Origin of the sequence: Pseudoclavibacter sp. Marseille-Q434 (assembly GCF_050315415.1) — a bacterium.
Lineage (GTDB): Bacteria > Actinomycetota > Actinomycetes > Actinomycetales > Microbacteriaceae > Pseudoclavibacter.
The window spans coordinates 791,532-818,455 of sequence record NZ_JBNPQH010000001.1 but is presented as its reverse complement, the minus strand read 5'-3'; the positions used below and the strand labels follow the sequence as shown (position 1 = coordinate 818,455).

Below are 26,924 nucleotides of genomic sequence, written 5' to 3'. Positions count from 1 at the left end.
GCTACTCCCCGTAGAAGCGTCGCTCGAACACGCGCCGTGCGCGGCGCGTCTCACCCAAGTAGTCGTCCTCCAGCAGCGGACCCGAGCCAGGGGCGTAGCCGAGCGCCCGCGCGACGGCGTCGAGCGTCGGACCGTCCTGCGGGAGGAGGTCCGACTGCTTGTTCGTGGCCAGGTACAGCGCCGAACGCACGCGAGACGCCAAGAGCCATGCGTCCTTGAGCTGATTGGCCTCAGCGAGGGTCAGTAGCTCCGCCTCCTGGGCGGCGTCGAGGGTCTCGAGGGTTGACGTCGTGCGAAGCGGCGCGGTGTGCATCGCGTGCTGCAGCTGCAGGGTCTGCGCGAGCCACTCGACGTCGCTCAGGGATCCGCGGCCGAGCTTCAGGTGGCGTTTCGGGTCAGCTCCCTGCGGAAGCCGCTCGTTCTCCACGCGCGCCTTGATCCGGCGCACCTCACGCAGTCCGTCCTCGGAGAGCTCCTTGCCGTAGCGCACATCGTCGACCAGGTCCATGAAGCGGTCGCGCACGTTCGCGTCGCCGACGACATCGTGGGCGCGGAGCAGCGCCTGCGTCTCCCACCCGAGCGACCACCGCGCGTAGTAGCTGCGGTAGGCCGACAGGGAACGCACGAGCGGGCCCGACTTGCCCTCGGGCCGGAGACCCGCATCAAGGTCGATCGGCATCCGCGGGTCCGCCGTGAACTCGACGATGCGGTGCACGAGCGCCAGGGCTCGTCGGCTCGCGAGGTCCGGGTTGGAGAAGTCACCGGGCTCGAACACGTAGAGCACGTCGAGGTCCGAGCCGAAACCGAGCTCGCGGCCGCCGTAGCGGCCCATGGCGATGATCGCGAATGGCGGATACTCGACCTTGTCGATGCGACGGACCGCGTCGTACGCGCCCTGCAGGGTCGCCGTCGCGATGTCCGAGAGGCCGGCCCCCGTCTGCTTGATGTCGATGAGGCTCAGCAGCCCGCCGATCGCCAGACGGAGCACCTCTCGGCGGCGGAACGTGCGCAGAGCACGCCTGAGGGCCACCTCGTCGTCGTGACGACGGATCGTCGTCGCGACCTCGTCGAGCAACGCGTTGAGCGAGCGCGGCTTCAGCTGCGCGTCGTCGTCGAGCCACTTGACGGCCTCCGGGTAGAGCTCGAAGAACTCCGCGGCGAACTTGGAACCCGAGAGCAGCTGGGTCAGCCGCTTCGCAGCGGCCGAGCTGTCGCGGAGCAGCCGCAGATACCAGGCGGTGTCGCCGAGACGCTCGGAGAGCTTCCGGAAGGCGAGGAACCCGCTGTCCGGGTCGCTCCCCTGCGAGAACCAGCCGATGAGCACCGGGAGCAGCGTGCGCTGCATGATGGCCCGCCGGGAGACGCCCTTCACGAGGGCGGTGATGTGCGCGAGCGCACCCTTGGGGTCGAGGAAGCCGATCGCGCGCAGTCGGGCCTCGGCCTGGTCGGAGCTCAGCGCGAAGCCAGCCGTCGGCAGGGCGGCGACCGCAGAGAGCAGCGGCCGGTAGAAGACCTTCTCGTGCAGGCCTCTGACCCGCAGCTTCACCCGCTGCCACTCGTCCGTGAGCTCTCGGGAGTTCGCGAAGCTGGCGGAGCGCGCGAGCACGGCACGCTCGATGTCGCTGGTCGGCATGAGGTGGGTGCGTCGGAGCGCTCGCAGCTGGATACGGTGCTCGAGCAGCCTCAGGAACTCGTAGTCCGAGGAGAACTGGTTCGCGTCATCCCGCCCGATGTACCCGCCCTCGCTGAGCGCTTCGAGGGCCGCGAGCGTCGAGCGCTCTCGGACGCTCTCATCGTGCTGCCCGTGCACGAGCTGGAGCAGCTGCACCGTGAACTCGATGTCTCGCAGACCGCCCGGGCCGAGCTTGAGCTGCAGGTCGACCTCCTCGGCGGGGATGTGGTCGGTCACGCGCTCACGCATGGCGCGCACCTGCTTGACGAAGTCGGCCCGGCTCGCGCTCGCCCAGATCAGCGGTTCGACTCTGCGCTCGAAGTCCGAGCCGAGGCGCAGGTCACCCGCCATGGCCCGTGACTTGATGAGGGCCTGGAACTCCCAGTTCTTCGCCCAGCGCTCGTAGTACTTGGCGTACGAGTCGATGGTCCGGACCAGCGCGCCGTCCTTGCCCTCCGGGCGGAGATTCGCGTCCACTTCCCACAGGGCCGGCTCGACGTCGGTGGAATCGATGACGCGCATCGTGAGGCTCGCGAGCCGTGTCCCGATCTCGACGGCCTTCGGCACGGCGACCTGTTCGGGGTCTGACGACTCGGCGACGAACATGATGTCCACGTCGCTGATGTAGTTGAGCTCTTCCGCGCCCGCCTTGCCCATGCCGATGACTGCGAGGCGGACGCACTCGACCTGCTCGGTGGGGAAGCGACCGAAACCGCTCGGCGGCGACTGCGCCTCAGCTCGCGCGACCATGATGGCTGCATCCAGCGTCTCTCCGGCGAGGTCGGCGAGCGCGCGGCTCACCTCTCGAACGCACCCGCGTTGATCGTCCTGGGCGAGGTCGAACGCGGTGATGCGCGCCAGTTCGGTGCGGTAGCGGACGCGGAGCGAGCGAATCGCATCGGAACCGGTCAGCTGCGCCACCGCCATGCCGAAGCCGCCGTCGGCGTCGGCACGTTCGGCGTCCACGCCCACGCTCGCCGCCATGCGACGCTGCAGCTCCTCACGGGTCGGCAGCTCCGCCTCGCCCGACTGGACGACCTCCATCGTGCGCGGATGCCGGAGGAAGAACTCGGCGAGACCAGTCGATGCGCCGAGCAGGCGCACCACCGTCTTCGCGTTGGGCCGCTCGGCGAACAGCGAGTCCACCGCGCTCGGGTGCTGCCTGGCGAGGTACACGAGCCACTGCAGCGCTTGGTCCGGGTCTGCGACGCGCTCGTCGACGACCGAGAACAGGTCGTCCGCGCGCACGCCCGTGAGCTCGGTCAGTTCCGCGAGGTGCGGCTCGGCCTCGCTTGGCGCGGCGAAACCAGCCCTCGCGAGGCGTGTGCGCAGTCCGTCGGAGCGCACGGCTTACAAGGCGTGCAGGTTCGAGGCCAGCTCGAACGGGGTGACCTGAGCGCGGTACTGCTTCCACTCGGCGCGCTTGTTCGCGAGGAAGTACGCGAACACCTGCTCGCCGAGCGTCTCGGCCACGAGTTCCGAGTTCTCCATGATGGAGATGGCCTCGTTGAGGCTCGAGGGCAGCGGGTCGAAGCCGAGCACACTGCGCTCGCGAGGCGACATCTCCCAGATGTCGCCTTCGATCTCGGCGGGAAGCTCGTACTCCTCCGAGACGCCCTTGAGCCCGGCGGAGAGCAGGACCGCGTACGCGAGGTACGGGTTCGCCGCCGAGTCGATGCCGCGGTACTCGACACGCGCCGAGCCGCCCTTGTTGGGCTTGTAGGTCGGGATGCGCACGAGCGCCGAGCTGTTGTTGTGGCCCCAGCAGGCGTAACTGGGGGCTTCGTCTCCACCCCAGATGCGCTTGTAGGAGTTCACGAACTGGTTCGTCACGGCCGTGATCTCCGGTGCGTGCTTGAGGAGACCCGCGACGAAGTGCCTGCCGATCTTCGAGAGCTGGTACTCGGCGCCCGGCTCGTGGAAGACGTTGGTGTCGCCCTCGAACAGCGAGACGTGCGTGTGCATGCCGCTGCCCGGGTGCTGCCACATGGGCTTCGGCATGAACGTCGCGTACACGCCCTGTTCGATGGCCACCTCCTTGACGACCGTGCGGAACGTCATGACGTTGTCGGCCGTGTTGAGCGCGTCGGAGAAGCGGAGGTCGATCTCGTTCTGCCCGGGGCCAGCCTCATGGTGGCTGTACTCCACCGAGATGCCGAGGTCTTCCAGGATGCGGACGGCGCGGCGACGGAAGTCGTGCGCGGTGCCACCGGGGACGTTGTCGAAGTAGCCGGCGTTGTCGGCGGGCACGGGCTCGCCGTTGAGCGCCTCATCCGACTTCAGCAGGTAGAACTCGATCTCGGGGTGCACGTAGAACGTGAAGCCCTGCGCCGAGGCCACGTCGAGCGCACGGCGGAGGACCCGACGGGGATCGGTCACGGAGGGCTGGCCATCAGGCGTCGAGATGTCGCAGAACATGCGCGCCGTCGGGTCGATGTCCCCACGCCACGGCAGCATCTGGAAGGTCGATGGGTCCGGGTGGAGGAGCATGTCCGCCTCGGAGCGCCTCGTGAAGCCCTCGACGGCGGAGCCGTCGAGCCCGATGCCCTCATTGAAGGCACCCTCGACCTCCGCCGGTGCGATAGCCACGGACTTCAATGTTCCGAGAACATCCGTGAACCACAGGCGGATGAACTTGATCCCGCGCTCCTCGATCTGGCGGAGTACGAAGTCCTGCTGCTTGTCCACTCGGGCTCCAATTCTTGTTGTGCGCCTCTCCATAGGCTACTGGGCCTGAGCCCGCCCCGCCGTATGATGGCCTGCATGTCTCAGGCCAGTGCACCGAAGCGAGTCCGAATTCGACACTTCCAGGCGGCCAAGGCCGCTGGTGAGCGCATCACCGCGCTCACCAGCTACGACGCCATGACCGCTGCGGTGTTTGACGAAGCCGGCATCGATGTCCTTCTCGTCGGCGATTCTGCGGCGACGACCGTGCTCGGCGAGACGTCCACGCTTCCCGTCACGGTCGACGAGCTGATTCCCATGGCGCGCTCCGTCGCGCGCGGCGTGTCGCGAGCCCTCGTCGTCGCAGATCTCCCGTTCGGCAGCTACGAGCGCGGACCGGAGCAGGCGCTGGACACGGCGGTCCGCTTCATGAAGGAAGCAGGCGTGCAGGCGGTGAAGCTCGAGGGCGGCGTGCGATCGCACGCGACCATCAAGCGCATCGTGGAGGCGGGCATCCCGGTCATGGCGCACATCGGCTACACGCCCCAGAGCGAGCATGGTCTCGGCGGGCACGTCGTGCAGGGCCGGGGCGACACCGCTGAGCGCGTGCGCGCAGACGCACGAGCCGTGCAGGATGCTGGCGCCTTCAGCGTCGTGCTCGAGATGGTGCCGGCCGTGCTCGCCGCCGAGATCACGCGAGAACTCGAGATCCCCACCATCGGCATCGGCGCCGGTGCCGAGTGCGACGGGCAGATCCTCGTCTGGACTGACGCGATGGGCCTCGGCACCGGGCGCGTTCCGCGATTCGTCCGCAAGTACGCGGACCTTCGCACGACGCTGCTCGAGGCGGCTTCCGCGTACCGCGACGAGGTCAAGTCCGGCGCGTTCCCCTCTGCCGCCGAGAGCTTCGAAGACCAGACCAGCTAGCCCCGTCGACCAACCGACGGAGGTGCGAGTCAGCGGTCCTCGTCGGCTTCCTCCTCAGCCCAGGCCTTGGCGCGCTCCTGAAGCTTCTCGGGGGCGCGCCTGGCCTCCGCCTCGGAGGTGAACGGGCCGACGAGCTCGGAGCCGAGGGACTGCTTTCCGACCTCCACCTCTCCCGTGCGCGAGTTGTACCAGAATTCCTGTGCATGCGTATCGGTCATAGGCTCAAGCGTATGCCGAAAGACCCGAGAACCGGACTCCTCACGCCCGGCCCAAGCGCACCAGTCCGATCCGTTCCCTCCTCGATCGCACGCCCGCCGTACGTCGGCAAGCAGGCACCGGACGCGTGGACCGGTGGTGACGTGTACACACCGGACGAGGTTGCACGCATCGCTCGCGCATCCGCCATCGCCGCCGACGCGCTCCAGCACCTGGAGCAGCACGTCGTACCTGGCATCACGACGGACGAGCTCGACAGCATCGCCCACGACTTCGTGACGGCCCGCGGCGCCTACCCATCGACGCTGGGCTACCGCGGGTTCCCGAAGGCGAGCTGCACTTCGCTCAACGAAGTCATCTGCCACGGGATCCCCGACGGCACACGGCTCGAATCGGGCGACATCCTCAACGTCGACATCACCGCCTACTTCGAGGGGATGCACGGCGACACGAACCGCATGTACCTCGTCGGTGAGGTGGATGAAGAGTCGCGGCTGCTCGTCGAGCGAACCCACGAGGCCATGATGCGCGGTATCGCCGCCGCGAAGCCGGGTCGCCAGGTCAACATCATCGGCCGAGTCATCGAGAAGTACGCGGGCCGGTTCGGCTACGGGGTCGTCCGGGACTACACGGGTCACGGGGTCGGCGGGGCCTTCCACTCCGGCCTCATCATCCCGCACTACGACGCTCCCCAGTACACGACCGTGATCGAAGAGGGCATGGTCTTCACGGTCGAGCCGATGCTCACGCTCGGAACGTCGGACTGGCGTCTCTGGGATGACGGATGGACGGTCGTGACCGCCGACGGGTCCCGCTGCGCGCAGTGGGAGCACACCGTCGTGGTGACCGCCGACGGTGCGCGCCTGCTCACGGTTCCCACCGCCTGACGCCCACGGCACAGAAGGGCTATGGCTTCCGCGCCCGATATGCTCGCGGGCATGGGGAAGAGCAGAGCCACGAAGGCCATCGGCATCGACATCGGCGGGACCGGCATCAAGGGAGCGCTTGTCGACCTGCGAACGGGAGAGCTGCTCTCCAAGCGGCGGAAGGTCCCGACGCCGGTCGGTGGGGACCCCCGCGAGGTCATCGACGCGACCATGGAGATCGTCCGGAAGATCTGGGCGAAGGACCTCGACGGCGACACCGACGTGCCGGTCGGCATCAGCGTCCCTGCGATCGTCAAGCACGGCGTGACCCGATCCGCCGCCAACATCTCACCGCTGTGGATCAACTTCGCGGCACGCGCGGCGTTCTCGGAAGCTGTGGGCCGCGAGGTCGCACTCGCCAACGACGCGGATGCGGCCGGCATCGCCGAGGTTCGATTCGGTGTCGCGCACGGCAGGCTCGACAGCGTCATCATGACCACGCTCGGCACCGGCATCGGCACCGCGATGTTCTACGGCGGCCACCTGTTCCCGAACTCGGAGCTCGGCCACATCAGCATCGGCGAGCACAGCGACTACGAGAAGTACGCCTCGTCGAAGGTTCGGGAGCGCGAGGAGCTTTCGTTCGCGGAGTGGGGCGCCCGCCTCACCCCCTACTACCGCCAGCTCGAAGCGCTGTTCTCCCCCGACGTGTTCATCGTCTCCGGGGGCATCTCGAAACAGGCCGATGAGTTCCTCCACTACATCGATGTGGAGACGCCGATCGTCGTCGCAGAGTTCATGAACAACGCCGGGATCGTCGGATCCGCGTGCCTTGCGGCAGAGCACTGGGTGTAGGGCTGCTCTCCACGACAGGAGGCCGGGGGCGACGCGTCGCCCCCGGCCTCCTGTCTCCAAGCTGAGGTGAGCAGGCCGACCGATACGCCGGGTTCTGTCCCGACTTGCGTCGGGGGCGGCCATCTCTCTCGCTCGCACGTTGCCGCGCGAATCTAGCGGCCTACCCGGGGACTCGGCGAGCAGCGTCGTCATCCCCTGTATGGCCTTGCTCCGGACGAGGTTTACCGTGCGGCACCTGTCACCAGGCACCCGGTGGGCTCTTACCCCACCCTTTCACCCTTACCCCTGCGTCCCGGAGGACGTCCCGCTCCTCGAAGGAAGCGGCGGCGGGGCGGTCTGCTTTCTGTGGCACTGTCTCGCGGGTTTCCCCGGGTGGGCGTTACCCACCGTCCTGCTCTGTGGAGCCCGGACGTTCCTCGGCATGGTCTCCCATGACGCGACCGCCTGGTCGACCTACTCACGTGCCATGCTACCGCCCTGGACGTGGCTACGAACCGTCGCGACGCCGCGGCACTCGCGAGCGAGCTGGCATCGTCGTGTCAGACAACAAATTCGGCGCACGCCGAGGCACTTCCTACCGCGCGGGACATCGCTTGATAACGACTTAGTGAACGGCGTGGATGAACTCATATGTTCGTGTACGCTCCAAAAGCGCACGGCATTTCCACACGCAGATCTCAGGAATGCTGTGCACGACCCGCCGCGTTCTCGCAGCGAATCCGGGCAATGACTGCCCGTAACGGCGGTTCACTCGCAGTCAAGGACTTAAGGAGGAGTTCAATGACAACATCCACGAAGCGGCGAGCCGCAACAGCGGTTGCCGCACTCGCAGTTGCCGGTCTGGGTCTGACCGCCTGTTCAGGCGGACCCGGCGTGCAGGACAACTCAGGTGCCCCCAGTGACAACAAGGTCACGATCTACGGCACCATCGTTGACGCCGAAGCAGAGCTCCTCGAGGAGTCCTGGTCCGGCTGGGCGGAGGAGAACGGCATCGAGATCGTCTACGAGGGCTCCAAGGAGTTCGAGACGCAGATCTCCGTGCGCGCACAGGGTGGCACGCCGCCCGACATCGCGATCTTCCCGCAGCCTGGCCTCATGGGCGACCTCGCCAGCACGGGACTGCTCACCGAAGCCCCCGAGGGCGTCGTGAGCAACCTCGAAGAGTACTGGTCCGAGGACTGGAAGACGTACTCGTCCTACGACGGCACCGTCTACGGCGCACCGCTCATGGCGAACCTCAAGGGCTTCGTCTGGTACTCCCCCAAGTTCTTCAAGGACAACGGCTACGAGGTCCCGAAGACGTGGGAAGAGCTCGTCACGCTGACGGGTGAGATCCAGGGCAAGACGGGAACCGCGCCCTGGTGCGCGGGCTTCGGCTCCGACGCGGCAACCGGCTGGCCCGGAACCGACTGGATCGAAGACCTCGTCATCCGCATGCACGGACCGGAGGTGTACGACCAGTGGGTCGCCAACGAGATCCCCTTCACCGACGAGCGCATCCAGGCGTCGTTCGAAGAGGCAGGCAAGATCCTCACGAACCCCGACTACGTCAACGCAGGTTTCGGTGACGTTCGCTCCATCAACTCGACGGCATTCGGCGACGTCGCCCCCAAGCTCGTCGACGGCACGTGCGCACTGCACCACCAGGCTTCCTTCTACGACGGCTTCATCACCGAAGCCGGCGGCACCGTGGGTGAGGACGGCGACGTCTGGGCCTTCATGACGCCCCCCGCAGAGGGCAAGGAGCAGGCTGTCACCGGTGGCGGCGAGATCGTCGGATCGTTCAACTCGGACGAGGACACGGTCAAGGTGCTCGAGTACCTCTCCAGCCCGGAGTGGGCGAACAGCCGCGTCGCACTCGGCGGCGTGATCAGCGCGAACACGGGTCTCGACCCTGCCAACGCGAAGAGCCCGATCCTGCAGGAGTCCATCCAGATCCTTCAGGACCCCGAGACGACCTTCCGCTTCGACGGCTCTGACCTCATGCCGTCGGCAGTGGGCGCAGGTACGTTCTGGAAGGGCATCATCGACTGGATCAACGGCACGGACGTCAACACCGTGACGACCCAGATCGAATCCGGCTGGCCCTCCAGCTAAGCACTCGTGTGGAGCACCCGGCGTCCGCCGGGTGCTCCACACGCATTCCACCGCACGGACGACGTCGTCCCCCGCGAACGAACGTGCTTGTCTGCCACCCTGGAAGGTCACCATGGCAAGTTTCTTCACGTGGTTGGCTCAATTGCCACCATTTCTGCAAGTCCCGATCGTCATCATCGCGTTCCTCGCGGTGGTCGCGCTCATCGTCTACTTCGTCGAGCTCGCTCCTCGTCCCGGCACCAAGTACACGGTGCTCCGTCTCGTGGTCTGCATCGCAGTCCCGGTCGCGCTCGTCTTCATCCTCGGCACCTACACGTGGGCGGCCATCATCGCCATCGTGCTCGGCGCGCTCCTCTTCTGGCTCGACAGCCGGTCGCGTGAAGGCGCCGGCTACCTGATCGGTCTCATCGGCTTCTTCGGCCCAGCCCTGATCCTCGTCGTCGTCGGCCTCATCGTGCCGAGCATCCAGACGACCGGGCAGGCGTTCACGAACAAGGCCGGTGACTTCGTCGGCCTCGAGAACTTCATCTGGATCTTCACGCAGCCGAGCGGGCTCCGGACGGTCTTCAACACGATCATCTGGGTCGTCGTGACGCCGATCCTGTCGACGGTCGCGGGCCTCGCATACGCGGTCTTCATCGACAAGTCGCGCGGCGAGAAGTTCCTGAAGGCGCTCGTCTTCATGCCGATGGCCATCTCGTTCGTCGGCGCGTCGATCATCTTCCGGTTCATGTACACGGCACGGCCCGCAGACCAGGACCAGATCGGCCTCCTCAACCAGATCCTCGTCTGGTTCGGCGGACAGCCGTACGACTTCCTGGCCGAGTCGCCGCTCAACACGTTCTTCCTCATCATCGTCCTGATCTGGGTGCAGACCGGTTTCGCCATGGTCGTGCTGTCAGCGGCCATCAAGGGCGTGCCGATGGACCAGATCGAGGCCGCCTCGCTCGACGGCGCCAACCCGTGGCAGCGTTTCATCAACGTCACGGTTCCCGGCATCCGCTCGTCGCTCGTCGTCGTCGTGACGACGATCTCCATCGCGTCGCTGAAGGTCTTCGACATCGTTCGCACGATGACCGCAGGCGCCAACGACACGAGCGTCATCGCCAACGAGATGTACACGCAGTTCAAGACCTTCGAGACCGGACGATCGGCCGCCTTCGCGGTCGTGCTGTTCATCCTCGTGCTGCCGATCATCATCTACAACGCGAACCAGATGAAGAAGCAGAGGGAGATCCGATGAGCGCCATCGTTCCAGTCGAACTTCCCGTCGACACCAAGACGGCGGAGCAGCTCGCGCGAGGCGAGCAGAGCACAAGCGGCAAGGTCAAGAAGAATCTCACCAGTCGATGGGCGACCGTCGCGGCGATCGCCATCGCCGTCATCTGGACCATCCCGACGTTCGGGCTCTTCGTCTCCTCGTTCCGCCCCAAGGCGGAGGTCGTCAGCACCGGTTGGTGGACGATCTTCGAGAACTGGGGCTTCACCTTCGACAACTACGTCGAAGTGCTCGCATCGGGCAACACGCAGCTGACGATGGCGCAGGCCTTCCTCAACTCGATCGTGATCGCCCTCCCCGCGACGGTCATCCCGCTCGCGATCGCGCTGCTCGCCGCCTACGGGTTCGCCTGGATGGACTTCAAGGGCAAGAACTGGCTGTTCATCCTGGTCTTCGCACTGCAGGTCGTGCCCATCCAGATGGCGCTCGTCCCGCTCCTGCAGCTCTTCGCTCGCGGCGAGATCTTCGGCGTCCCCGTCATCGCGGCGTTCGGCGCCGACGCCGGATTCGCGCAGGTATGGATCGCCCACTCGATCTTCGCCATGCCGCTCGCGATCTTCCTGCTGCACAACTTCATCGCAGAGATTCCGCGTGAGGTCATCGAAGCGGCCCGGGTCGACGGCGCGAGCCACGGCCAGATCTTCTTCCGCATCATCGTCCCGCTGACGCTGCCCGCAGTGGCCTCGTTCGGCATCTTCCAGTTCCTCTGGGTCTGGAACGACCTGCTCGTCGCGCTCGTGTTCGCCGACGGTGCGGTCGCCCCGATGACAAAGCTGCTCGCCGAGATCACGGGCTCCCGCGGTCAGGAATGGCCGCTGCTCACAGCCGGCGCGTTCCTGTCCATCCTGGTTCCGCTCATCGTGTTCTTCTCGCTGCAGCGATACTTCGTCCGCGGCCTCCTGGCTGGATCCACAAAGGGGTAGAACCCCGCCGGCACCATCACGTGCCAGCAACACCGAGGAGGGGGAGCCGCGAGGCTCCCCCTCCTTCGTGTGCGGCGCGCGTCTCCGCGCTGCATCCGAACCGCGGGGAGGACCGCGGCGCAGGGAGACGGCGGCGCGCAGGTGGATACGGACAGCAGAACGCCCTCCGCAGATCGCGAGATCTGCGGAGGGCGTTCCGTGCTTTCGAAGAGTGCTAGCTGGTAGCCGCGCCGCTCGCGAGAGCGTCATTCGCCTCCTGGAGGCGGATGGCCTCCGTGAGCGCACCGCTGATGCGCTGCTCCGTCTCCGGGTCGAAGATGTGGATGTGGTCGTTGTCGGTCGTGACGTAGATCGTCTCGCCGACCTCGGGGTGGCTGCGACCGTCGACGCGAGCGACGATGTCCGTGCGCTTCCCGTCGATCATCGAGTGGCCGTAGAGGTAGCCCTCGGCGCCGAGCTCCTCGACCAGGTCGACCTCGACCTTGAGGCCGGGCTTCTCTTCACGCGAGATGATGATGTCGTCCGGGCGAACGCCGACGGTCGCGGTGCCCGACTTGAGCTTCGCCAGCGTCGCGCGCTCGAGCGGGATGACGTCGGTGCCGAAGCGGACGCCCTCGGAGGTCAGGTCGGCACCGAAGATGTTCATCGACGGGCTGCCGATGAAGCCGGCGACGAAGACGTTCTTCGGCTTCGCGTAGAGTTCACGCGGTGTGCCGACCTGCTGCAGCACGCCGTCCTTGAGCACGGCGATGCGGTCGCCCATCGTGAGCGCCTCGGTCTGGTCGTGCGTGACGTAGACCGTCGTGACGCCGAGACGGCGGGTGAGGCTCGCGATCTGCGTGCGCGTCTGCACGCGCAGCTTCGCGTCGAGGTTCGAGAGCGGCTCATCCATGAGGAAGACCTGGGGGCTGCGGACGATGGCGCGGCCCATGGCGACGCGCTGACGCTGGCCACCCGAGAGCGCCTTCGGCTTGCGGTCGAGGTAGGGCTCGAGGTCGAGGATCTTGGCGGCTTCGAGGACGCGCTTCGCACGCTCTTCCTTGTTGATGCCGGCGATCTTGAGCGCGAAGCCCATGTTCTCGCCGACGGTCATGTGCGGGTAGAGCGCGTAGCTCTGGAACACCATGGCGATGTCGCGGTCCTTGGGAGGGAGGTGCGTGACGTCGCGGTCGCCGATGAGAATGCGTCCGCGGTTCACCTCTTCGAGGCCTGCGAGCATGCGGAGCGATGTCGACTTGCCGCAGCCGGACGGGCCGACGAGGACGAGGAACTCTCCGTCGTCGATCTCGAGGTCCAAGCTGTCGACCGCTGGGCGAGCGCCCTCGGTGTAGATGCGCGAGGCGCTTTCAAAGGTCACAGTTGCCATAGGAGTACTCCCTCATTACCGGCAGGTACGTGCCGGACGATCCGTAGTAATAGGTGAGGAGCAACGATGCGTTTCACTTCAAGCGACGCCGTCGGCGCTCCACCACTGAGTATGTCAGAACTCAGCGGCGGGCGCGCGACTTGTTCGAGTCAGAGCGAGGATTTCTCCGTGCGCACGAGGATCGCACCGGAATCCGGGCAGATCACGACGTCATCCGGCGCGGCGCGGCGGATCTTCTCGAGCTCCGGCCGATCGAGCGCGACGTTCGTGCCGGTCGTGATGATGCCGATGAGCTCGGCCGCGCCGACCCCGTACCGCTCCCGCTGCTTCTCGTAGAGCGCCACGAGATCGCTCGGGAGCGTGGCAAGCACGCTCTCCCGCTGTTCGGCGAGCACTCGATACTCGCCTTTCAAGTTGTCGCGGGCGGCATCCCGCAGCACGGTGAGATCGGTCGCGCGTTCCTCGACCCCGCGCTGCGACTCGAGCGCTGCCTGGTGAGCGGCGGTCTGCTCTTCGACGCGCTGCATGACCTCGAGTTCGCCGTCCTCGAGGATCGAGCGACGACGCTGGAGCACCTCGATCTCGCGCTGCAGCGCCTCGATGTCCTTGCGGCTCGATGCGCCCTGCAGGCGCTCGTCGTCTCGTTTGAGACGCGCCTCCACAGTCGCCACATCCGACTCGATCTTGCTGAGCTCACTCCGGGAATCCTCGAGCTGGCCCAGCAACCGCACGACCTCCGCGCGATGCTGCGTCCGTTCCTCATCGAGGGCGTTCAGGTGATGCTGCTCCGGCAGATTCTTCGCGACGTGCTGCACCCGTCGACGCTTGGTGTCGACGTCGGCGAGTTCGAGCAGACGCCGCTGGTCCGCCTCGCTGGCCTTCATGCCCGGCCCGTGTTCATGTCTTGGATGACGTTCATAGTGCTCTCATTCTGTCGTGAAGTCGCGCGCTGCCCGCACAGGGCGCGCTCTCGTGCGCTGAGTCGACTACTGCGGGATGGCGAAGTCCCATGGGTCCGTCCGCAGCTCCGAGACCTCGACCTCCACCTCGGGGAACGCCTCCCGCAGCTCGCGCGCGGCGTGATCCAGCCACAGCCACTCACTCGCCCAGTGCGAGGTGTCGATGAGCGCCGGGCCGCTCCCCCTCGCGAGGGTCTCTTCGAGAGCCTCGGACGCGGGATGATGCCGGAGGTCGCTCGTGATGTAGACATCGGCGCTCACGACTGCTGGCTCGCTGAGCAGCGAGTCGCCCGCACCTCCGCAGAGTGCGACCGTCTCGACGACCCGGTCGAACGCGCCCGCGGCCCGGATGCCCGTGGCGGTTGCCGGCAGGATGCTGGCGACCCTCCGGGCGAGCGCACCGAGCGTCATCGGTTCCGGCAGGAGACCGACGCGGCCGAGTCCGCGACTCGGGTGGTCGCTCGATACGACGATGGGGACAGCACCCTCGAGGCCAAGCGCTGCGGCGAGCGCGGCGGAGGTCCCGGTCTCCACGACGTCCGCGTTGGTGTGGGCCGCGATCAACGCGCACCGGGCTCGGATGAGGGTCGCGAGGAGTGCCCCCTTCGCGGTCGTCTCCGCGACGGTCGTGACACCGCGCAGGAGCAGCGGGTGATGCACGAGCAGGAGGTCAGACGAGGTATCGACCGCCTCGCCGACGGTGATCTGAGTCGCATCCACCGCCAGCAGGATTCGGGTGATGGCCGCCTCGGGCGAACCGGACACCAGTCCGACCGAATCCCAGGCCTCCGCCCCCGCGGTTGGCCAGCTTCTCTCGGCAAATTCCAGCACGTCGCGCAGTCGGGTCACCATAGGGCGATCCTAGCCGCGGTGATGCGGCCAACCACTGGACTTTCCGCGTAGAGTGAGCAGTTCATTGCTCCTTCCCCCGGGAGTCCTTCTATCAGAGTTTCCCCCAGGAGACGTCTTGTCAGAACAAGAGCGCGGCCCTGTCGCGAATCCCGCGAAGCGTCCGACCATCCGCGATGTGGCTGCGGTCGCTGGCGTCTCCAAGTCTCTGGTGTCACTCGTCTACAGCGACCCGGAGAAGGTCAGTGAAGCTCGCAAGGGGCGCGTTCTCGCGGCCGCCGAGGAGCTCGGCTTCCGCCCCAACCTGCTCGCCCGTTCCCTCGCGACGAACATGAGCGACTTCATCGGCATCCTCGTCGCCGACCCCGTGAATCCGGTCTTCGCCGAGATCATCGACGCCGCGAGCCTGGAGTTCGACCGGGCAGGGCGCCGCGGCTTGATGACAACCGCCGTGCTGCCGAAATCCGGGACTGTTCGTCGGCTGAACGAGGGAACGATCGCGACGCTCAGCGACCTGCGTCCCCGAAGCGTCCTCATCGCGGGTTCCCTCCCGGATGTGACGTCACTCGGATCGCTCGCCGAGGACCGGCCGGTCGTCGTGGCCTCGGGCCTGGCGGAGGGCCTTCCGAACGCGGGCAGCGTGCGAACCGATGACAGGAAGGGCCTCGCCCTCCTCGTCGAGCACCTCACCGGCCTCGGGCACAGCGATATCGCGCACCTCGGCGGTGTGACGGCCGTCGGTCGCAGCCGAGCGGAGGCGTACGAGGAAGCCATGACCACGCACGGGCTCGCGCGTCACGTGCACGTGCAGGACAGCGACTTCACCGAACTCGGCGGCTACGTGGCCGCGACCAGCCTGCTGTCTCGCGGGACCCCGCCGACAGCTATCATCGCGGCGAACGACCTCGCAGCCCTCGGCGTGCAGCGTGCTCTCGATGAGCGGGGGCTGACCCCCGAGGACGTGGCGCTCACCGGGTACGACAACTCGTTCCTCGCGTCGATAGCCGGGGTCTCCCTCACGTCAGTCGACCCGCACAACGGCGTCATCGGACGCGAGGCGGCGCGTTGGCTCATCGAAGCCGAGGCCGGTAACGACTCGCTGCCGCATGAGCTGCTCATCGAGCCGCGCCTCGTCGTACGACGGTCTTCAGGCTCCGGCATCTGACGGCAACGGCAGCGGCAGCCGTGCAGGCAGGCTTCCGCTATCTCGTGAACGTGACTCCCCACGAGGCTGTCCAGACCCCGCCCGGTTCGATCCGGATGAGGTCGGTGCCGGAATTCAGGGCGTCCGGTGGTGCCGTCATGGGCTCCGCAGCGAATGCGAGGCCCGTACCGCCATGGTGCCCCTCGGGACGAGGGAAGTCGCTCGGCGTGTAGAGCTGGACGTACCGGAAGTCGTCGTCGCCCCACAACTCGAGTCGGGCGCCCGACCGGGACGAGAGAGTGACCAGCGTCTTCTCGCCGCTCGGGCGGACCTTGAACGCGTAGTTCAGGTCGAGCTCCCGAAGCTCGCGTCCCGATGTCAGGTCGAACTCGCCTCCGGTGACGACAGGCTCCGTGCCGACAGGGAGCAGGCGGTCGTCGAGGAGGACCCGCTCGGTCAGGTCGGACGTGACCACAAGGTCCCCGATGGGCTCGTCGCCCAGCCGGAAGTACGGATGCGCGCCAACCGCGAACACCGCGTCCTGCGCCCCGAGATTGGCGACGGTGTGCGTGACCTCGAGTCCGTCCTGCCTCGCCCGATACCGAACGCAGTGTCGGAGGGTGAACGGCCATCCGTGCTGGGGGTAGACCGTCGCCCCCAGCTCGATGCTCGAGGAATCGGTGTCGAGGACCGCGTACTCGGTGTTTCGGAGCAGGCCGTGCGACGCGTTGCCCTTGCTCGGCTCCGTGATGTCGAGCTGCTGAGTCTTGCCGCCGAAGCTCCATCTGCCATCGCGGACCCGGTTCGGCCACGGGAAGAGGGTGATGCCGGCCCCGAACGGCGGGAGGACGTCGTCGCCGAAGTCCTCGACCAGCTGCACGCCGTCGACGTCGAGAGATCGAAGCACCGCCGCGACGGTGCCGACCGCGACGCGGACACGCCCATTCTCGAGATGGTGCTGAACGCCGGTGACGGGTGGGTGCATGCATCCACCGTAGCGCTCGGAGCCCGCGGTCAGCGGCTGCGTGACCAATCGCGCAGCACGGCTCGCGCGGCGTGCATCCCCGGCATCCCGTGCACTCCTCCCCCTGGCGGGGTGGACGAGGAGCAGACGTAGAGTCCACGGCGGCCAGCTCGGTACGGGTGCAACGACGGAGCAGGTCTGAAGATCTGCTGCGTGCCGGCGAGCGTTCCTCCGCCGATATCGCCGCCAACGAGGTTCGGGTTCCAGGCCTCGAGGGCACTGGGCTTCCACTCGCGGCGGTCACGGATGACCTCCGAGAAGCCAGGGGCGAAGCGCTCGATCTGCGCCTCGAGCGCGGGACGCACGTCGAGGTCCGCTCCGTTGGGGACGTGCGCGTAGGTCCACAGCACCTGCTTGCCGTCGTGGGTGCGGCTCGGGTCCGCGTTGGACTGCTGCGTCACCATCACGAACGGGCGGTCGGGCATGCGGCCACGGTTCACGGCCCGCTCCGCGGCGACGATCTCCTGCATGCGACCACCGACGTGCACGGTGCCGGCACCGGTCACGCGCTGATCCGCCCACGGCACCGGACCGTCGAGCAGGTAGTCGATCTTATGGACGCCGACCCCGTACTTCCACCCGGCGAGGTGGGCGGCGTACCGAGACCCCAGCTGCTCGTGCGCGACGCGCAGGATCTGCTTCGGGGTGAGGTCGAGCAGCACCGCGTCGGCGTCCGGCAGGTCCCGGAGGTCGGTCACCTCGGCGTTCGTCTCGATGCGGCCACCGTGCGCGAGCACGACCCGGGCGAGCGCGTCGGTGATGCTGCTCGAACCGCCCTTGGCGACCGGCCATCCGGTGCTGTGGCCGAGCGCGCCGAAGGTGATGCCGAACGCCGCGGTCAGCGCGTGGGTCAGCGGGAGCGTCGCGTGCGCGGATGAGCCAGCGAACAGCGCCTTGGCGGCTCCGCTGCGGAAGAGCAGGCCGGCGATCGTCGCGGCGGGGAGCGCACCGAGCGCTCCGAGGCGCACCATGTCGAACGGGTGCGGCGGGATCCGCAGGAGCGGCCCCATGGTGTTCTCCACCGTCTCGAACGGGTGGTGCGAGAAGTGCTCGTGCAACCACCTCCAGGCCGGCCCGTCGACGCCGAGCTCGTGGGCGGTCCGCTCGATGTCCCGGTGCAGCATCGCGGCGCGACCGCCTGGCAGCGGATGGGCCATCGGGATGTCAGGGTGCACCCACGTGAGACCGTTGGCCTCGAGTTCCAGCTCTCGGAAGGCGGGGCTCGCGATGCCGATCGGATGCGCCGCGGCACCGAGATCGCTCACATACCCGTCGCCGAAGAGTTCCGCCGACCTGGACGCTCCCCCGATCTTCGCGGCGCGCTCGTAGACGACGACTTCGACGCCGCGCTTGGCGAGCAGCGCCGCTGCCGTGAGGCCGTTCGGCCCCGCGCCGACGACGATCGCGCGGCGATTCATGACCTGACGTCCCTCGAGGCCTGCTCGAGGAAGCGCTCCTCCACGGAGTCTTGGCTGATGCTCTGGAGGAGATCGATCTGCGCTTGCGAACGCGCCAGGAGCTCTTCGAGCCCGGAGAGCACGAGGCGCGGATCGCGAGGCTGCACCGCGATGAGCGCCTCCCACATGGACAGCTTGGCGCGGACCATTCCAGTGAGCATGTCCAGTTCGAGCTGGGTGCTCGGTCGACGGCGCAGGCGAAGGATGTTCACGGGGTTGAAGGTGCCCGCGAGACGAGCGCCGTTGGTGAGCCACAGCTTGAGGAAGGACTCCTGGTAGCCGAGCCCTTCGATCAGCGTCTTGAGGTCGCGCCGGTCTGCGGCGATGTGTGCCACGAGTACACGCATGGTCTCCTCGTGGGGCGTGCCCGCCCAGGTGGCAGTGGCGGATTTGAAGGCCCTCAGGCCAGCCTCCGAGGCAAGGAGGTGCGCGTTGAGGTAGCCCGCGTAGACCTCGTGGTCGAAGCCTCGTGTCGTTGTCATCGGATGCTCCTGACGATCGTCGTTTCTTGATTCTCTCGTGGTGTCTGCTCCTCACCGCAAAGACGGCTGAGGAACATCGCGAACCCTCCGGGGGTGCGTCCGGTCGTACGTGCGGAGGTCACGACCGGATGTCTGGCGCTCGAGCGCACGACGCCACCGAGCCGTATGACCGCCGAGGTGAGCTCGACGTCCTCGTGCTCGCGCAGTGGAGGGTACTCGCCGGCCTGCAGGTACGTGGAGGCTCGAATACCGAGGTTCGCGGCGTGGATGTGGGGATGACCCTCCTCGAAGACGTAGTCCTCGAGCCATCTGGTCTCGAGTTCCGTGTCTCGGGGGTCGCCGCTGCGCGCGAGGAGCACCGTGCCGAGCAGCAGGTCGGCTCCGTCGTCGGCGAACTCGAGCTGCCCGACCAGCCAGTCCCTCGGCACAGCCGAGTCCGCGTCCGTCGAGGCGATCCAGACGCTGTGCAGTTCGAATGGGGTGTCACCCGAGTGGGCTGTCGACAGGGTGAGTGCGGTACGGACACCGTCGCGTCTCGCGCGGCCCACGGATCCGTGCGCACGTTCGATCAGGTGGATGCGGGGATCGCGGTCCGCGGCGCGCTTTGCGATCTCGAGGCTCGAGTCGCGGCATGAGTCGAGAACCAGCACGACGTGAGCCCGCACGTGGAAGTCTCGCTGAGCTCTGCCGAGGGCGTCCATCGCTGCGGTCAGCGCAGTGAGGCAGGTCTCGAGTGTGCGCTCCTCATCGCGTGCCGGGACGACGATGCGCACGTCGCGAATGCGGGCATCCTCGTCGACGCCTCGTGGTCGCGACGCGACGCTCACGAGGGCTCTTCCGAACGTCGGCCGCTGTCGACGTCCGAGGCCGCCGTCGCAGTCATGGACGGGCTGGCGAAGCAGGAACTCCCAGCGTCGTTCCCGTTCTCGTAGATGTCGATCAGCGTCTCCTCCTGCGAGTAGGAGGCCAGGCGGCGCATACCGAGACGGGCGGTCAGCGAGTGGACGCGATCTCCGTCGAGCGGCCAGCCGACGATGGGACCACGCCAATGGCAGAGCACCAGCACTCCCGCCGGGGCCAGCGCCCGACGCGACCTCGCGATGAGCTCGCACAGCTCATCCTCGGCCAGGTAGTAGCCCGTCTCGGAGAGCACCACGAGGTCCAGCTGCCCATCCGCCACGTCGAGCGCGGCCCAGTCACGTGGGAGGGTCGCGAGGACCAACTCGACATGTTCGCTGCCCGTCAGCCTCTCCTCGGCGAGCCTCAACGCCTCAGGGCTCGCATCCGCGGCCAGGATCCGGGAGCACCGGCCCGCGAGCTTCGACGTGCTCTCGCCGATCGAGCAGCCGATCTCGAGGGCCCGTTCGTAGCGCTCGGCCGGGAGCATCGCGAGCAGCACGTCGAGCTTGCGCCGCTCGTACCAGCTCGAGCGAAGCTCCCACGGGTCGACCGCAGCAGCGTGGACCTCGTCGAAGGCCCAGCGCGCGGAGCCGGAGTCGCGGGTGGCGGAAGCCGTCACCCGGAAGACCTCGAGGTCACGCCGGAAGTGCTGCTGGTGCGCGTGGCTCAGCACCGGCTCGTCGCCTGCAGCGTCGGAGAGGGGACGCACCTGGGACGCGTGGGCGAAGATGGCGCGGTCTTTCGCCTGGGCGGCCTCCGGGGCGAGCGGGAGGCTCCGCCAGTGGCGCCACTCCGTATCCGTCACCGGGTCTGCCCAGTGCCAGAACCAGATCGGGAACTCCAGCAGCACCGCACCGGCGCCGAGAGCAGCTCGGGCCAAAGCCTCGCCCACGGCGTCATGGTCGGCGTGCCCGTCCCGCCGGTACGGGGCAGCAACGACCAGCCGCCGCTCCGGGCCGTCGCGCAGCCTCGATCCTGCGGCCGCTACGATCTCGTCGACGGCGCTCGACAGCTGCCCATCAGCCAGTCCGAGTTCGGTGAGGTCGAGGCGACCGACTGCACGTCCAGCCTGGCGGGCGATCACCGCCGCACCCTCGTGCAGCTCGCGGAGAGCGACCTCGAACTCAGCCCGTCGGAGTTCGCCGAGGCGTTGCTTGGAGACGCTCTGCGACCCCGGATGGGAGGCCTCACCCCTGGTGCACAGCAGAACGCTCACATCGGCGCCCACGGCGAGCGCGGAGACGACGAGTCCTGCGGCGCCGAGGGACTCGTCGTCGGGATGCGCCGCGCCGACCAGCAGCAACGTCTCCGCTCCGCGGTCCAGCGCGAACAGCTCAGGATCAAGGTTCGGCAAGCCGGTGACGCCAGCCTCCAGCCAGGCAGCTTCGGGAGTTCCGCCCCGCAGGTGCGTGAACGCAGGCTGCGCGGCCCCGATCACGAGGCTCCTCCCCCGGGCGACGCATCGTGCTCTGCCCGAACCGCATCGGAGAGCGACCGGCCGCGGGCCGCGTCATCGCGCGCACCGTGATGCTGCCGGAGGTACATGGTCAGGTCCGCGACGCGCCTGGCGTGGACGGGATCAAAGGCGAGGGGTGCCGGTCCGAGCGCTTCCCCGCAGATCGCGAGGAGCCGTGTGCATCCGCTCGCCGTGTTCCCGCGCACCCGCTGCGCGAGCCCCCAGTCCGCCGTCCCCGCGTCAATGCGGTCGGCCGCGTCCTCCAGCTGCACGCGGATGCCATGCAGCAGGCGGTCGGCTTCCCCGAGCCAGGCGCACGCCAGCTGGTCCGGCTCACGAGAGCTCGCCAAGCTTTGAAGCGACCGACCGAGCGCAACAGCGGCACCGAACCAGACGGCCGCGACGCCGATGCCACCCCAGGCGAAGCCCGGACGCGAGGTGTACCAGTCGGCATCGTCGCCGACGGTCCACGCTGACGCCGCATCGAGTTCCACCGGTCCGCTTGGCACCCCGCTGAGGCCGGTGAGGGGCGCGCCCCCTTCATGAGGACTGACGGCGTCCTGGCTGAGGTCGAGCACGAACATCCACTCGCCGTGATGGTCCGACGCCGTCACGAGCGCGCGGTCGAGGCTCGACGCGAGGGAACACCACCGCTTCGTTCCCGAGAGGGTCGCGCGACGCGGTGGGCTGTCGTCGCGCGCCGACTCCGGTTCCCACCGGACCTCGACAGGCGAGGCGGAGGCGAAGACCCCCCAGCTCGTCCCGGGGTCGATCGAGGAACCGGACTGGGCCATGATGGCCGCCGCGTCGAAATGCGGCTCGATGACTCGGGCGGCCGTCAGGTCGAGCGCGCCGAAGCTGGCGAGCAAGCCGAACAGCGACCGCGTCCTGCCGTTGCCGGGAACTGGCGGCGAGGGCGAAGCGCGCAGGGCGTCGATGAGCGGCGCAGCGACTCCATTGCACGAGCCAGCCGCCGCCAGGAGTGCGGACGAACCATCCCAGAATCCGGGATCGACGTCGATGCCCTGGAAGCGTTCAGACACGTGCTCTCCTTCCGGAAGTCCATCCAACGGAACCGACACATGGCCCGAACGTGGCACGCTACGCACCTCGACCGTGAGTCCACGGGAGGGTTGACACCGGTCCCGCAACCCAGTAATCACGCGCGCTCACGAGTACCGACAGACGCCCAGGCACGCGGAGCAAATTCCCACGGAGTCAGCCGGGACGTCCCGTAGCGTCGTCACCCTCATGACGAAGACTCCCCCCGGACTCCCCCTTCGCGACTACGCCGCCCTCGGCGACGGCCGCACCGTCGCCCTCGTCGCCCCGAACGGTCGGGTCGACTGGCTGCCCCTCCCGAACCTCGATTCCGTACCCGTCTTCGCGCGCATCCTCGACGAGGAGACAGGCGGATCCGTCGAGCTCGTCCCACGCGAGGCCTACGAATCGTCACGCCGCTACATCGAGAAGACGAACGTGCTGGAGACGACCTTCACGACCGCCGGCGGCGTCGCCCGTGTCACGGACGCCATGGTCACGGGAGTCGCCGGACGCCTCCCCTGGGCCGAGTTCGCGCGTCGTGTGGAGGGGCTCGACGGATCCGTCGAGTTCACCTGGCAGATCTCGCCCGGAACGATGCTCGGGACCAAGTCCCCGTGGCTCGACCGGGTTGGCGAGCACACCATCATCCGCTGCGGTCAGCTGTCGATGGCCGTCGTCGGCTCAGACCACGGCCCGGCCTCCTCCGACCCGACCAGCGCTGACCCCGCCGAACTCCACGGCCACTTCACCACCACCGTGGGCTCACGGCACCTCCTCGTCCTGACAGCGACGGAAGGCGAGCCGCTCCGGGTGCCAGACCCGGCGAAGGTCGACCAGGGCATCGACCGGACGATCGACAGCTGGCTGACCTGGTCGGATGAGTTCTCCTACGAGGGTCCGTGGTCCGAGCAGGTTCAGCGCAGCGCTCTCGCCCTCAAGCTCCTCATCCACAGCCCGACCGGTGCCATCGCGGCCGCCGCGACGAGCTCTCTGCCAGAGAACCCCGCTGGCGGCAAGAACTGGGACTACCGCTTCGCCTGGATCCGTGACCTCGCCTACACGGCACACTCCTTGACCTGGTTCGGACTTCGGGAGGAGACGCACGCTGCGATCTCCTGGTTGCTCCGGACCATCCGCGAGCAGGGGCCAGACGTCCTCGTCATGTACTCGCTCGGCGGTTCGACCTGCGCCGGCGTCGTCGAATACGACGTGCCGGGCTGGCGCGGCATCGGCCCCGTCGTCTCCGGCAACCCCGCGCAGGGCCAGCTCCAGCTGGGCATCTACGGCGACCTCATCGCCATCAGCCGCACCTACGTCGACGATGGCAATCTGCTGGATGTCGAGACTGCGCGCCTGCTCGCCAAGGTCGCCGACAAGGTGTGCGACGAGTGGCGCAGCCGCGATGCGGGGATGTGGGAGCTCGGGGACGAGCAGCACTACACGTCCTCGAAGATGGGGTGCTGGCAGGCGCTGACCGACGCGATCGCGCTCGCCGAGGGTTCGCACATCAACGGCGACGTCGCACGCTGGAAGGCGGAACGCGACCGGATTCACGATTGGACCGACGAGCACTGCTGGTCCGAGGACCTCGCAAGCTACGTCATGCACCCCGGGACGGACCGCCTCGACGCCTCGGTGCTGCTGCATGCGCCGAGCGGCTTCGATCGAGGTGAGCGGATGTCGTCCACCATCGACGCCCTGACTCGGGAGCTCGGCCAGGGGTCGCTGCTCTACCGGTACTCGGGCGTCTCAGCGGAGGAGCACACGTTCGTGGCCTGCGCCTTCTGGCGGGTGTCCGCGCTCGCGTGCGTGGGCAGGCACGAAGAAGCGGTCTCAGCCATGGACGACCTCGTGACGCAGACCAACGACGTCGGCCTGCTCGCCGAGATGATCGCCGCAGGCGACGGAGCGTTCTGGGGCAACCTGCCACAGGGACTCAGTCACCTGGCGCTCATCAACGCGGCCCTCATGATCAAGGACCTGGTGCCGAAGGAGGCCCATGATGACCGGTGAGCCGACCGTCTTTCGCGAATTGCGCTCCGTGCTCGTGGAGAGCATCTGGTGGGACGCCCGAACGGAGGACCTGGCCTGGGTGGACATCACCGAGGGCACGTTCCACCTGGGGAGCATCGACGGAGCGAGGGACGGCAGCGACGACCGTGTCGCCGAGCTCCCGGCTCCGGTGAGCGCCATCCAGCCAGCCGCGGGCGGTGGGTTCGTGGCCTCACTCCAGGACCGCATCGTCGAGCTCGACGCTGACGGTCGCCTCACGAAGACCCTCGCCTCGGTCGAGCACTCGCACGGTGGCATCCGCTTCAACGAAGGCAAGGTCGACCCGTTCGGCCGCTTCGTCGTCGGCTCCATGAACATGACCTCGACGGCCCCAGACGGCGCGCTCTACACGTTCGACGCCGAAGGAACGGTGCGGATGCTGCTGGGCGGGTTCCACACGACCAACGGCCTCGAGTGGAGCGACTCGGGCGACACCATGTACGTCACTGACACCTCGACGCAGACGATCTACCGTGCAGCGTACGGACCCGGCCCCGAGGACCTCGGCGAGCTCGAGCCGTTCATCCGCGGTCGCAACTCGGATGGTCTCGCACGCGCTGTCGACGGCTCGTTCTGGAACGGCATCTACGGAGCCGGGAGCGTCGCGCACTGGAGCTCAGACGGCGACCCCCTCGGGGATCTGAGCGTTCCCGCCCCGAACGTGACGTCCGTCGCCTTCGGCGGTCAAGCCCTGTCGACCCTCTTCGTCGGCACGGCGCGCGAGAACCTCACGGAACGCGACCTGGTCGACGCCCCGTTGAGCGGGTCGATCTTCGCCGTCGAGGGCATGGGCCGCGGGCGCGCCGCGTCTGTCTTCGGGCAGACCACCGGTGCTCCCTGACGTCTCCATCCTCAACTCGACCGCACCGCACACCACACGAACATCGCAGACGGGAAGAAGACATGGATCTAGGCATCACCGGCAAGAAGGCACTCATCACGGGCGGCGACTCCGGCATCGGCTGGGAGACCGCGAAGCAGCTCCTCGAAGAGGGCGCGACCGTCGTCCTGAGCGACCGCGACGAGGAGTCGCTGGCGGCGGCCGCGGCGAAACTGGACGCACCCGAGGGGCGCCTCCACTCGTACGCCGCCGACATCACGAAGCTCGACGATCTCGCGGAACTCCACGGCTTCGTGCAGGAGCACGTCGGAGACATCGACATCCTCGTCCAGTCCGCCGGGATCACCGGCGCGCAGGGCCTCTTCCATGAGATCGACGACGAGGGCTGGACCAAGACCGTCGAGATCGATCTGCTCGGGCCGGTCCGCCTCGTCCGCCAGTTCCTCCCCTCGCTCCGCAAGGGCGGCTGGGGGCGCATCGTGTTCCTCGCTTCCGAGGATGCGGTCCAGCCGTACGACGACGAGCTGCCCTACTGCGCGGCCAAAGCGGGCATCCTCGCGCTCTCGAAGGGGCTGTCCCGCAGCTACGCCTCCGAGGGACTGCTCGTGAACGCGGTGTCCCCCGCCTTCATCTCGACGCCCATGACCGACGCGATGATGAAGAAGCGCGCCGACGAGCTCGGCACGAGCTTCGACGAGGCCATCGAGTCGTTCCTCGACGAGGAGCGCCCGTACATGGAGCTCGGCCGCCGCGGGGAGGCCCACGAAGTCGCCTCCGTCATCGCCTTCCTCTGCTCAGACCGAGCCTCCTTCGTGAACGGCTCGAACTACCGAGTCGACGCGGGCTCGGTAGCGACCATCTGAGCGTCATCCGCTTCGCGCGGACTCGCTTTCCCCTCACCCACGAACGATCAACCGAACGAACAGGAGTCGAACATGGCCAATCAGTACACCTTCACCGATCCGACCAAGCTCTACAGCGAGATCGAGCCGAACTCCGACGACCAGACGGAGCCGGGACTCGACGCGAAGCTCCGCGACACCGCCGACCTCGGCGAGAGCACCTACGAGGGTTCCGGCCGACTCAAGGGCCGCCGCGCCCTCGTCACGGGCGGCGACTCCGGCATCGGGGCTGCAACCGTCATCGCCTTCGCCCGCGAGGGTGCAGACGTCGCGCTCGCCTACCTGCCCGAAGAGCAGGAGGATGCAGACCGCATCACCGCGATCGCCCAGGACGCTGGGGTCAACGTCGTGCAGCTGCCCGGCGACCTGACCGACGAGAAGTACGTGAAGGGCCTTGCGGATGCTGCCGTCGCGAAGCTCGGCGGACTCGACATCCTCGTCAACAATGCCGGGAAGCAGATCTACAACGAGGACCTGACGACGCTCACGAGCAAGCAGTTCGACGAGACGTTCAAGGTCAACGTGTACGCGATGTTCGAGATCTCGAAGGCCGCGATCCCGCACCTCCCCCCGGGGTCGACGATCATCAACACCACGTCGATCCAGGCCTACTCGCCGGCTCCGATCCTCGTCGACTACGCATCGACGAAGGCGACCATCAACGCCTTCACCAAGGGCCTCGCGCAGCAGCTCGCGCCGAAGGGCATCCGCGTCAACGCGGTCGCTCCCGGCCCGATCTGGACGCCCCTCCAGGTCACGGACGGCCAGCCGCCGGAGAAGGTCGAGCAGTTCGGCGAGGACACACCGCTCGGGCGCATGGGGCAGCCAGCAGAGCTCGCGCCCGCGTATGTCTTCCTGGCTTCACCCGAGTCGAGCTACGTGCTCGGCGAGACGCTCAACGTGAACGGCGGCATGCCCACGCCGTAGCACTCGGCTCATTCGTCGACGT

Annotated in this window: 23 protein-coding genes and 1 other RNA gene; 11 read left to right on the top strand and 13 right to left on the bottom strand. The window is 67.6% G+C overall.

Annotation, left to right across the window (positions count from 1 at the left end):
• Position 1 precedes the first annotated feature (1 nt).
• Positions 2 to 3,019: a bifunctional [glutamine synthetase] adenylyltransferase/[glutamine synthetase]-adenylyl-L-tyrosine phosphorylase gene (locus ACQFZP_RS04005; protein ID WP_211890408.1), complete on the bottom strand. Its 3,018-nt coding sequence runs from the start codon at positions 3,017 to 3,019 to the stop codon at positions 2 to 4.
• Between the two features lie 3 nt (positions 3,020 to 3,022).
• On the bottom strand, positions 3,023 to 4,360 hold the full coding sequence (locus tag ACQFZP_RS04000) for a glutamine synthetase family protein (protein ID WP_104253347.1): 1,338 nt from the start codon (positions 4,358 to 4,360) through the stop codon (positions 3,023 to 3,025).
• Positions 4,361 to 4,435: 75 nt separating this feature from the next.
• Between ACQFZP_RS04000 and panB the strand changes: the two genes are divergently transcribed.
• Positions 4,436 to 5,263: a 3-methyl-2-oxobutanoate hydroxymethyltransferase gene (gene panB, locus ACQFZP_RS03995; RefSeq protein ID WP_249312021.1), complete on the top strand. Its 828-nt coding sequence runs from the start codon at positions 4,436 to 4,438 to the stop codon at positions 5,261 to 5,263.
• Between the two features lie 29 nt (positions 5,264 to 5,292).
• Here the strand turns inward: panB and ACQFZP_RS03990 are convergent, their stop codons facing one another.
• Entirely contained in the window at positions 5,293 to 5,481 is a 189-nt protein-coding gene (locus ACQFZP_RS03990; protein ID WP_104312039.1) for a hypothetical protein, read from the bottom strand.
• A 12-nt stretch (positions 5,482 to 5,493) separates the two neighbouring features.
• Between ACQFZP_RS03990 and map the strand changes: the two genes are divergently transcribed.
• The gene (map, locus tag ACQFZP_RS03985; RefSeq protein ID WP_179556639.1) at positions 5,494 to 6,366 is read left to right on the top strand and encodes a type I methionyl aminopeptidase; all 873 of its coding nucleotides are present in this window, start codon (positions 5,494 to 5,496) and stop codon (positions 6,364 to 6,366) included.
• A gap of 51 nt (positions 6,367 to 6,417) precedes the next feature.
• On the top strand, positions 6,418 to 7,200 hold the full coding sequence (gene ppgK, locus ACQFZP_RS03980; protein ID WP_179556638.1) for a polyphosphate--glucose phosphotransferase: 783 nt from the start codon (positions 6,418 to 6,420) through the stop codon (positions 7,198 to 7,200).
• A 67-nt stretch (positions 7,201 to 7,267) separates the two neighbouring features.
• Here ppgK and rnpB read toward each other — a convergent pair.
• An RNA gene (gene rnpB, locus ACQFZP_RS03975) (RNase P RNA component class A) lies at positions 7,268 to 7,656 on the bottom strand.
• A gap of 324 nt (positions 7,657 to 7,980) precedes the next feature.
• Here rnpB and ACQFZP_RS03970 point away from each other — a divergent pair.
• The 3 genes from ACQFZP_RS03970 (at position 7,981) to ACQFZP_RS03960 (ending at position 11,499) form a co-directional block, all read left to right on the top strand.
• On the top strand, positions 7,981 to 9,297 hold the full coding sequence (locus ACQFZP_RS03970) for an ABC transporter substrate-binding protein (protein ID WP_104312041.1): 1,317 nt from the start codon (positions 7,981 to 7,983) through the stop codon (positions 9,295 to 9,297).
• A 112-nt stretch (positions 9,298 to 9,409) separates the two neighbouring features.
• On the top strand, positions 9,410 to 10,540 hold the full coding sequence (locus ACQFZP_RS03965) for a carbohydrate ABC transporter permease (protein ID WP_179556637.1): 1,131 nt from the start codon (positions 9,410 to 9,412) through the stop codon (positions 10,538 to 10,540).
• Positions 10,537 to 11,499: a carbohydrate ABC transporter permease gene (locus ACQFZP_RS03960; RefSeq protein WP_104312043.1), complete on the top strand. Its 963-nt coding sequence runs from the start codon at positions 10,537 to 10,539 to the stop codon at positions 11,497 to 11,499. Before ACQFZP_RS03965 ends, ACQFZP_RS03960 begins: the two co-directional genes overlap by 4 nt.
• A 214-nt stretch (positions 11,500 to 11,713) precedes the next feature.
• Here the strand turns inward: ACQFZP_RS03960 and ACQFZP_RS03955 are convergent, their stop codons facing one another.
• From ACQFZP_RS03955 to ACQFZP_RS03945, 3 genes are all read right to left on the bottom strand, one after another.
• The gene (locus ACQFZP_RS03955; RefSeq protein WP_104253354.1) at positions 11,714 to 12,865 is read right to left on the bottom strand and encodes an ABC transporter ATP-binding protein; all 1,152 of its coding nucleotides are present in this window, start codon (positions 12,863 to 12,865) and stop codon (positions 11,714 to 11,716) included.
• Between the two features lie 149 nt (positions 12,866 to 13,014).
• Positions 13,015 to 13,749: a zinc ribbon domain-containing protein gene (locus tag ACQFZP_RS03950; protein WP_211890407.1), complete on the bottom strand. Its 735-nt coding sequence runs from the start codon at positions 13,747 to 13,749 to the stop codon at positions 13,015 to 13,017.
• A gap of 102 nt (positions 13,750 to 13,851) precedes the next feature.
• Positions 13,852 to 14,676, bottom strand: coding sequence for a Nif3-like dinuclear metal center hexameric protein (locus tag ACQFZP_RS03945; RefSeq protein ID WP_179556636.1), 825 nt, complete (start codon positions 14,674 to 14,676; stop codon positions 13,852 to 13,854).
• A gap of 115 nt (positions 14,677 to 14,791) precedes the next feature.
• Here ACQFZP_RS03945 and ACQFZP_RS03940 point away from each other — a divergent pair, with 115 nt between their 5' ends.
• Positions 14,792 to 15,838 carry a LacI family DNA-binding transcriptional regulator gene (locus tag ACQFZP_RS03940; RefSeq protein ID WP_179556635.1) on the top strand — a complete coding sequence of 349 codons (1,047 nt, stop codon included), beginning with the start codon at positions 14,792 to 14,794 and terminating at the stop codon, positions 15,836 to 15,838.
• Between the two features lie 37 nt (positions 15,839 to 15,875).
• Here the strand turns inward: ACQFZP_RS03940 and ACQFZP_RS03935 are convergent, their stop codons facing one another.
• From ACQFZP_RS03935 to ACQFZP_RS03910, 6 genes are read right to left on the bottom strand one after another with little or no spacing between them, the layout of a single operon-like run.
• On the bottom strand, positions 15,876 to 16,802 hold the full coding sequence (locus tag ACQFZP_RS03935) for an aldose 1-epimerase family protein (protein ID WP_211890406.1): 927 nt from the start codon (positions 16,800 to 16,802) through the stop codon (positions 15,876 to 15,878).
• Between the two features lie 29 nt (positions 16,803 to 16,831).
• Entirely contained in the window at positions 16,832 to 18,259 is a 1,428-nt protein-coding gene (locus ACQFZP_RS03930) for a phytoene desaturase family protein (protein WP_211890405.1), read from the bottom strand.
• Entirely contained in the window at positions 18,256 to 18,780 is a 525-nt protein-coding gene (locus tag ACQFZP_RS03925) for a hypothetical protein (RefSeq protein ID WP_104312049.1), read from the bottom strand. Before ACQFZP_RS03925 ends, ACQFZP_RS03930 begins: the two co-directional genes overlap by 4 nt.
• Positions 18,777 to 19,607: a glycosyltransferase gene (locus ACQFZP_RS03920; RefSeq protein WP_211890404.1), complete on the bottom strand. Its 831-nt coding sequence runs from the start codon at positions 19,605 to 19,607 to the stop codon at positions 18,777 to 18,779. The genes ACQFZP_RS03925 and ACQFZP_RS03920 overlap by 4 nt, the downstream gene beginning before the upstream one ends.
• A complete protein-coding gene (locus tag ACQFZP_RS03915) occupies positions 19,604 to 21,118 on the bottom strand; it encodes a PIG-L family deacetylase (RefSeq protein WP_211890403.1) in 1,515 nt (504 codons plus the stop codon). The genes ACQFZP_RS03920 and ACQFZP_RS03915 overlap by 4 nt, the downstream gene beginning before the upstream one ends.
• Complete coding sequence (locus tag ACQFZP_RS03910) at positions 21,115 to 22,179, bottom strand: acyl-CoA/acyl-ACP dehydrogenase (RefSeq protein ID WP_211890402.1); 1,065 nt, start codon at positions 22,177 to 22,179, stop codon at positions 21,115 to 21,117. Before ACQFZP_RS03910 ends, ACQFZP_RS03915 begins: the two co-directional genes overlap by 4 nt.
• Before the next feature lie 208 nt (positions 22,180 to 22,387).
• Between ACQFZP_RS03910 and ACQFZP_RS03905 the strand changes: the two genes are divergently transcribed.
• From ACQFZP_RS03905 to ACQFZP_RS03890, 4 genes are all read left to right on the top strand, one after another.
• Complete coding sequence (locus ACQFZP_RS03905) at positions 22,388 to 24,193, top strand: glycoside hydrolase family 15 protein (RefSeq protein ID WP_104312052.1); 1,806 nt, start codon at positions 22,388 to 22,390, stop codon at positions 24,191 to 24,193.
• Entirely contained in the window at positions 24,180 to 25,073 is an 894-nt protein-coding gene (locus ACQFZP_RS03900) for an SMP-30/gluconolactonase/LRE family protein (RefSeq protein ID WP_211890401.1), read from the top strand. The genes ACQFZP_RS03905 and ACQFZP_RS03900 overlap by 14 nt, the downstream gene beginning before the upstream one ends.
• A 62-nt stretch (positions 25,074 to 25,135) precedes the next feature.
• On the top strand, positions 25,136 to 25,936 hold the full coding sequence (locus ACQFZP_RS03895) for an SDR family NAD(P)-dependent oxidoreductase (RefSeq protein ID WP_211890400.1): 801 nt from the start codon (positions 25,136 to 25,138) through the stop codon (positions 25,934 to 25,936).
• A 72-nt stretch (positions 25,937 to 26,008) separates the two neighbouring features.
• Positions 26,009 to 26,902 (top strand): SDR family oxidoreductase, encoded by an 894-nt coding sequence (locus tag ACQFZP_RS03890; protein ID WP_211890399.1) that lies wholly within the window; start codon positions 26,009 to 26,011, stop codon positions 26,900 to 26,902.
• The last annotated feature ends 22 nt before the right edge of the window (positions 26,903 to 26,924 follow it).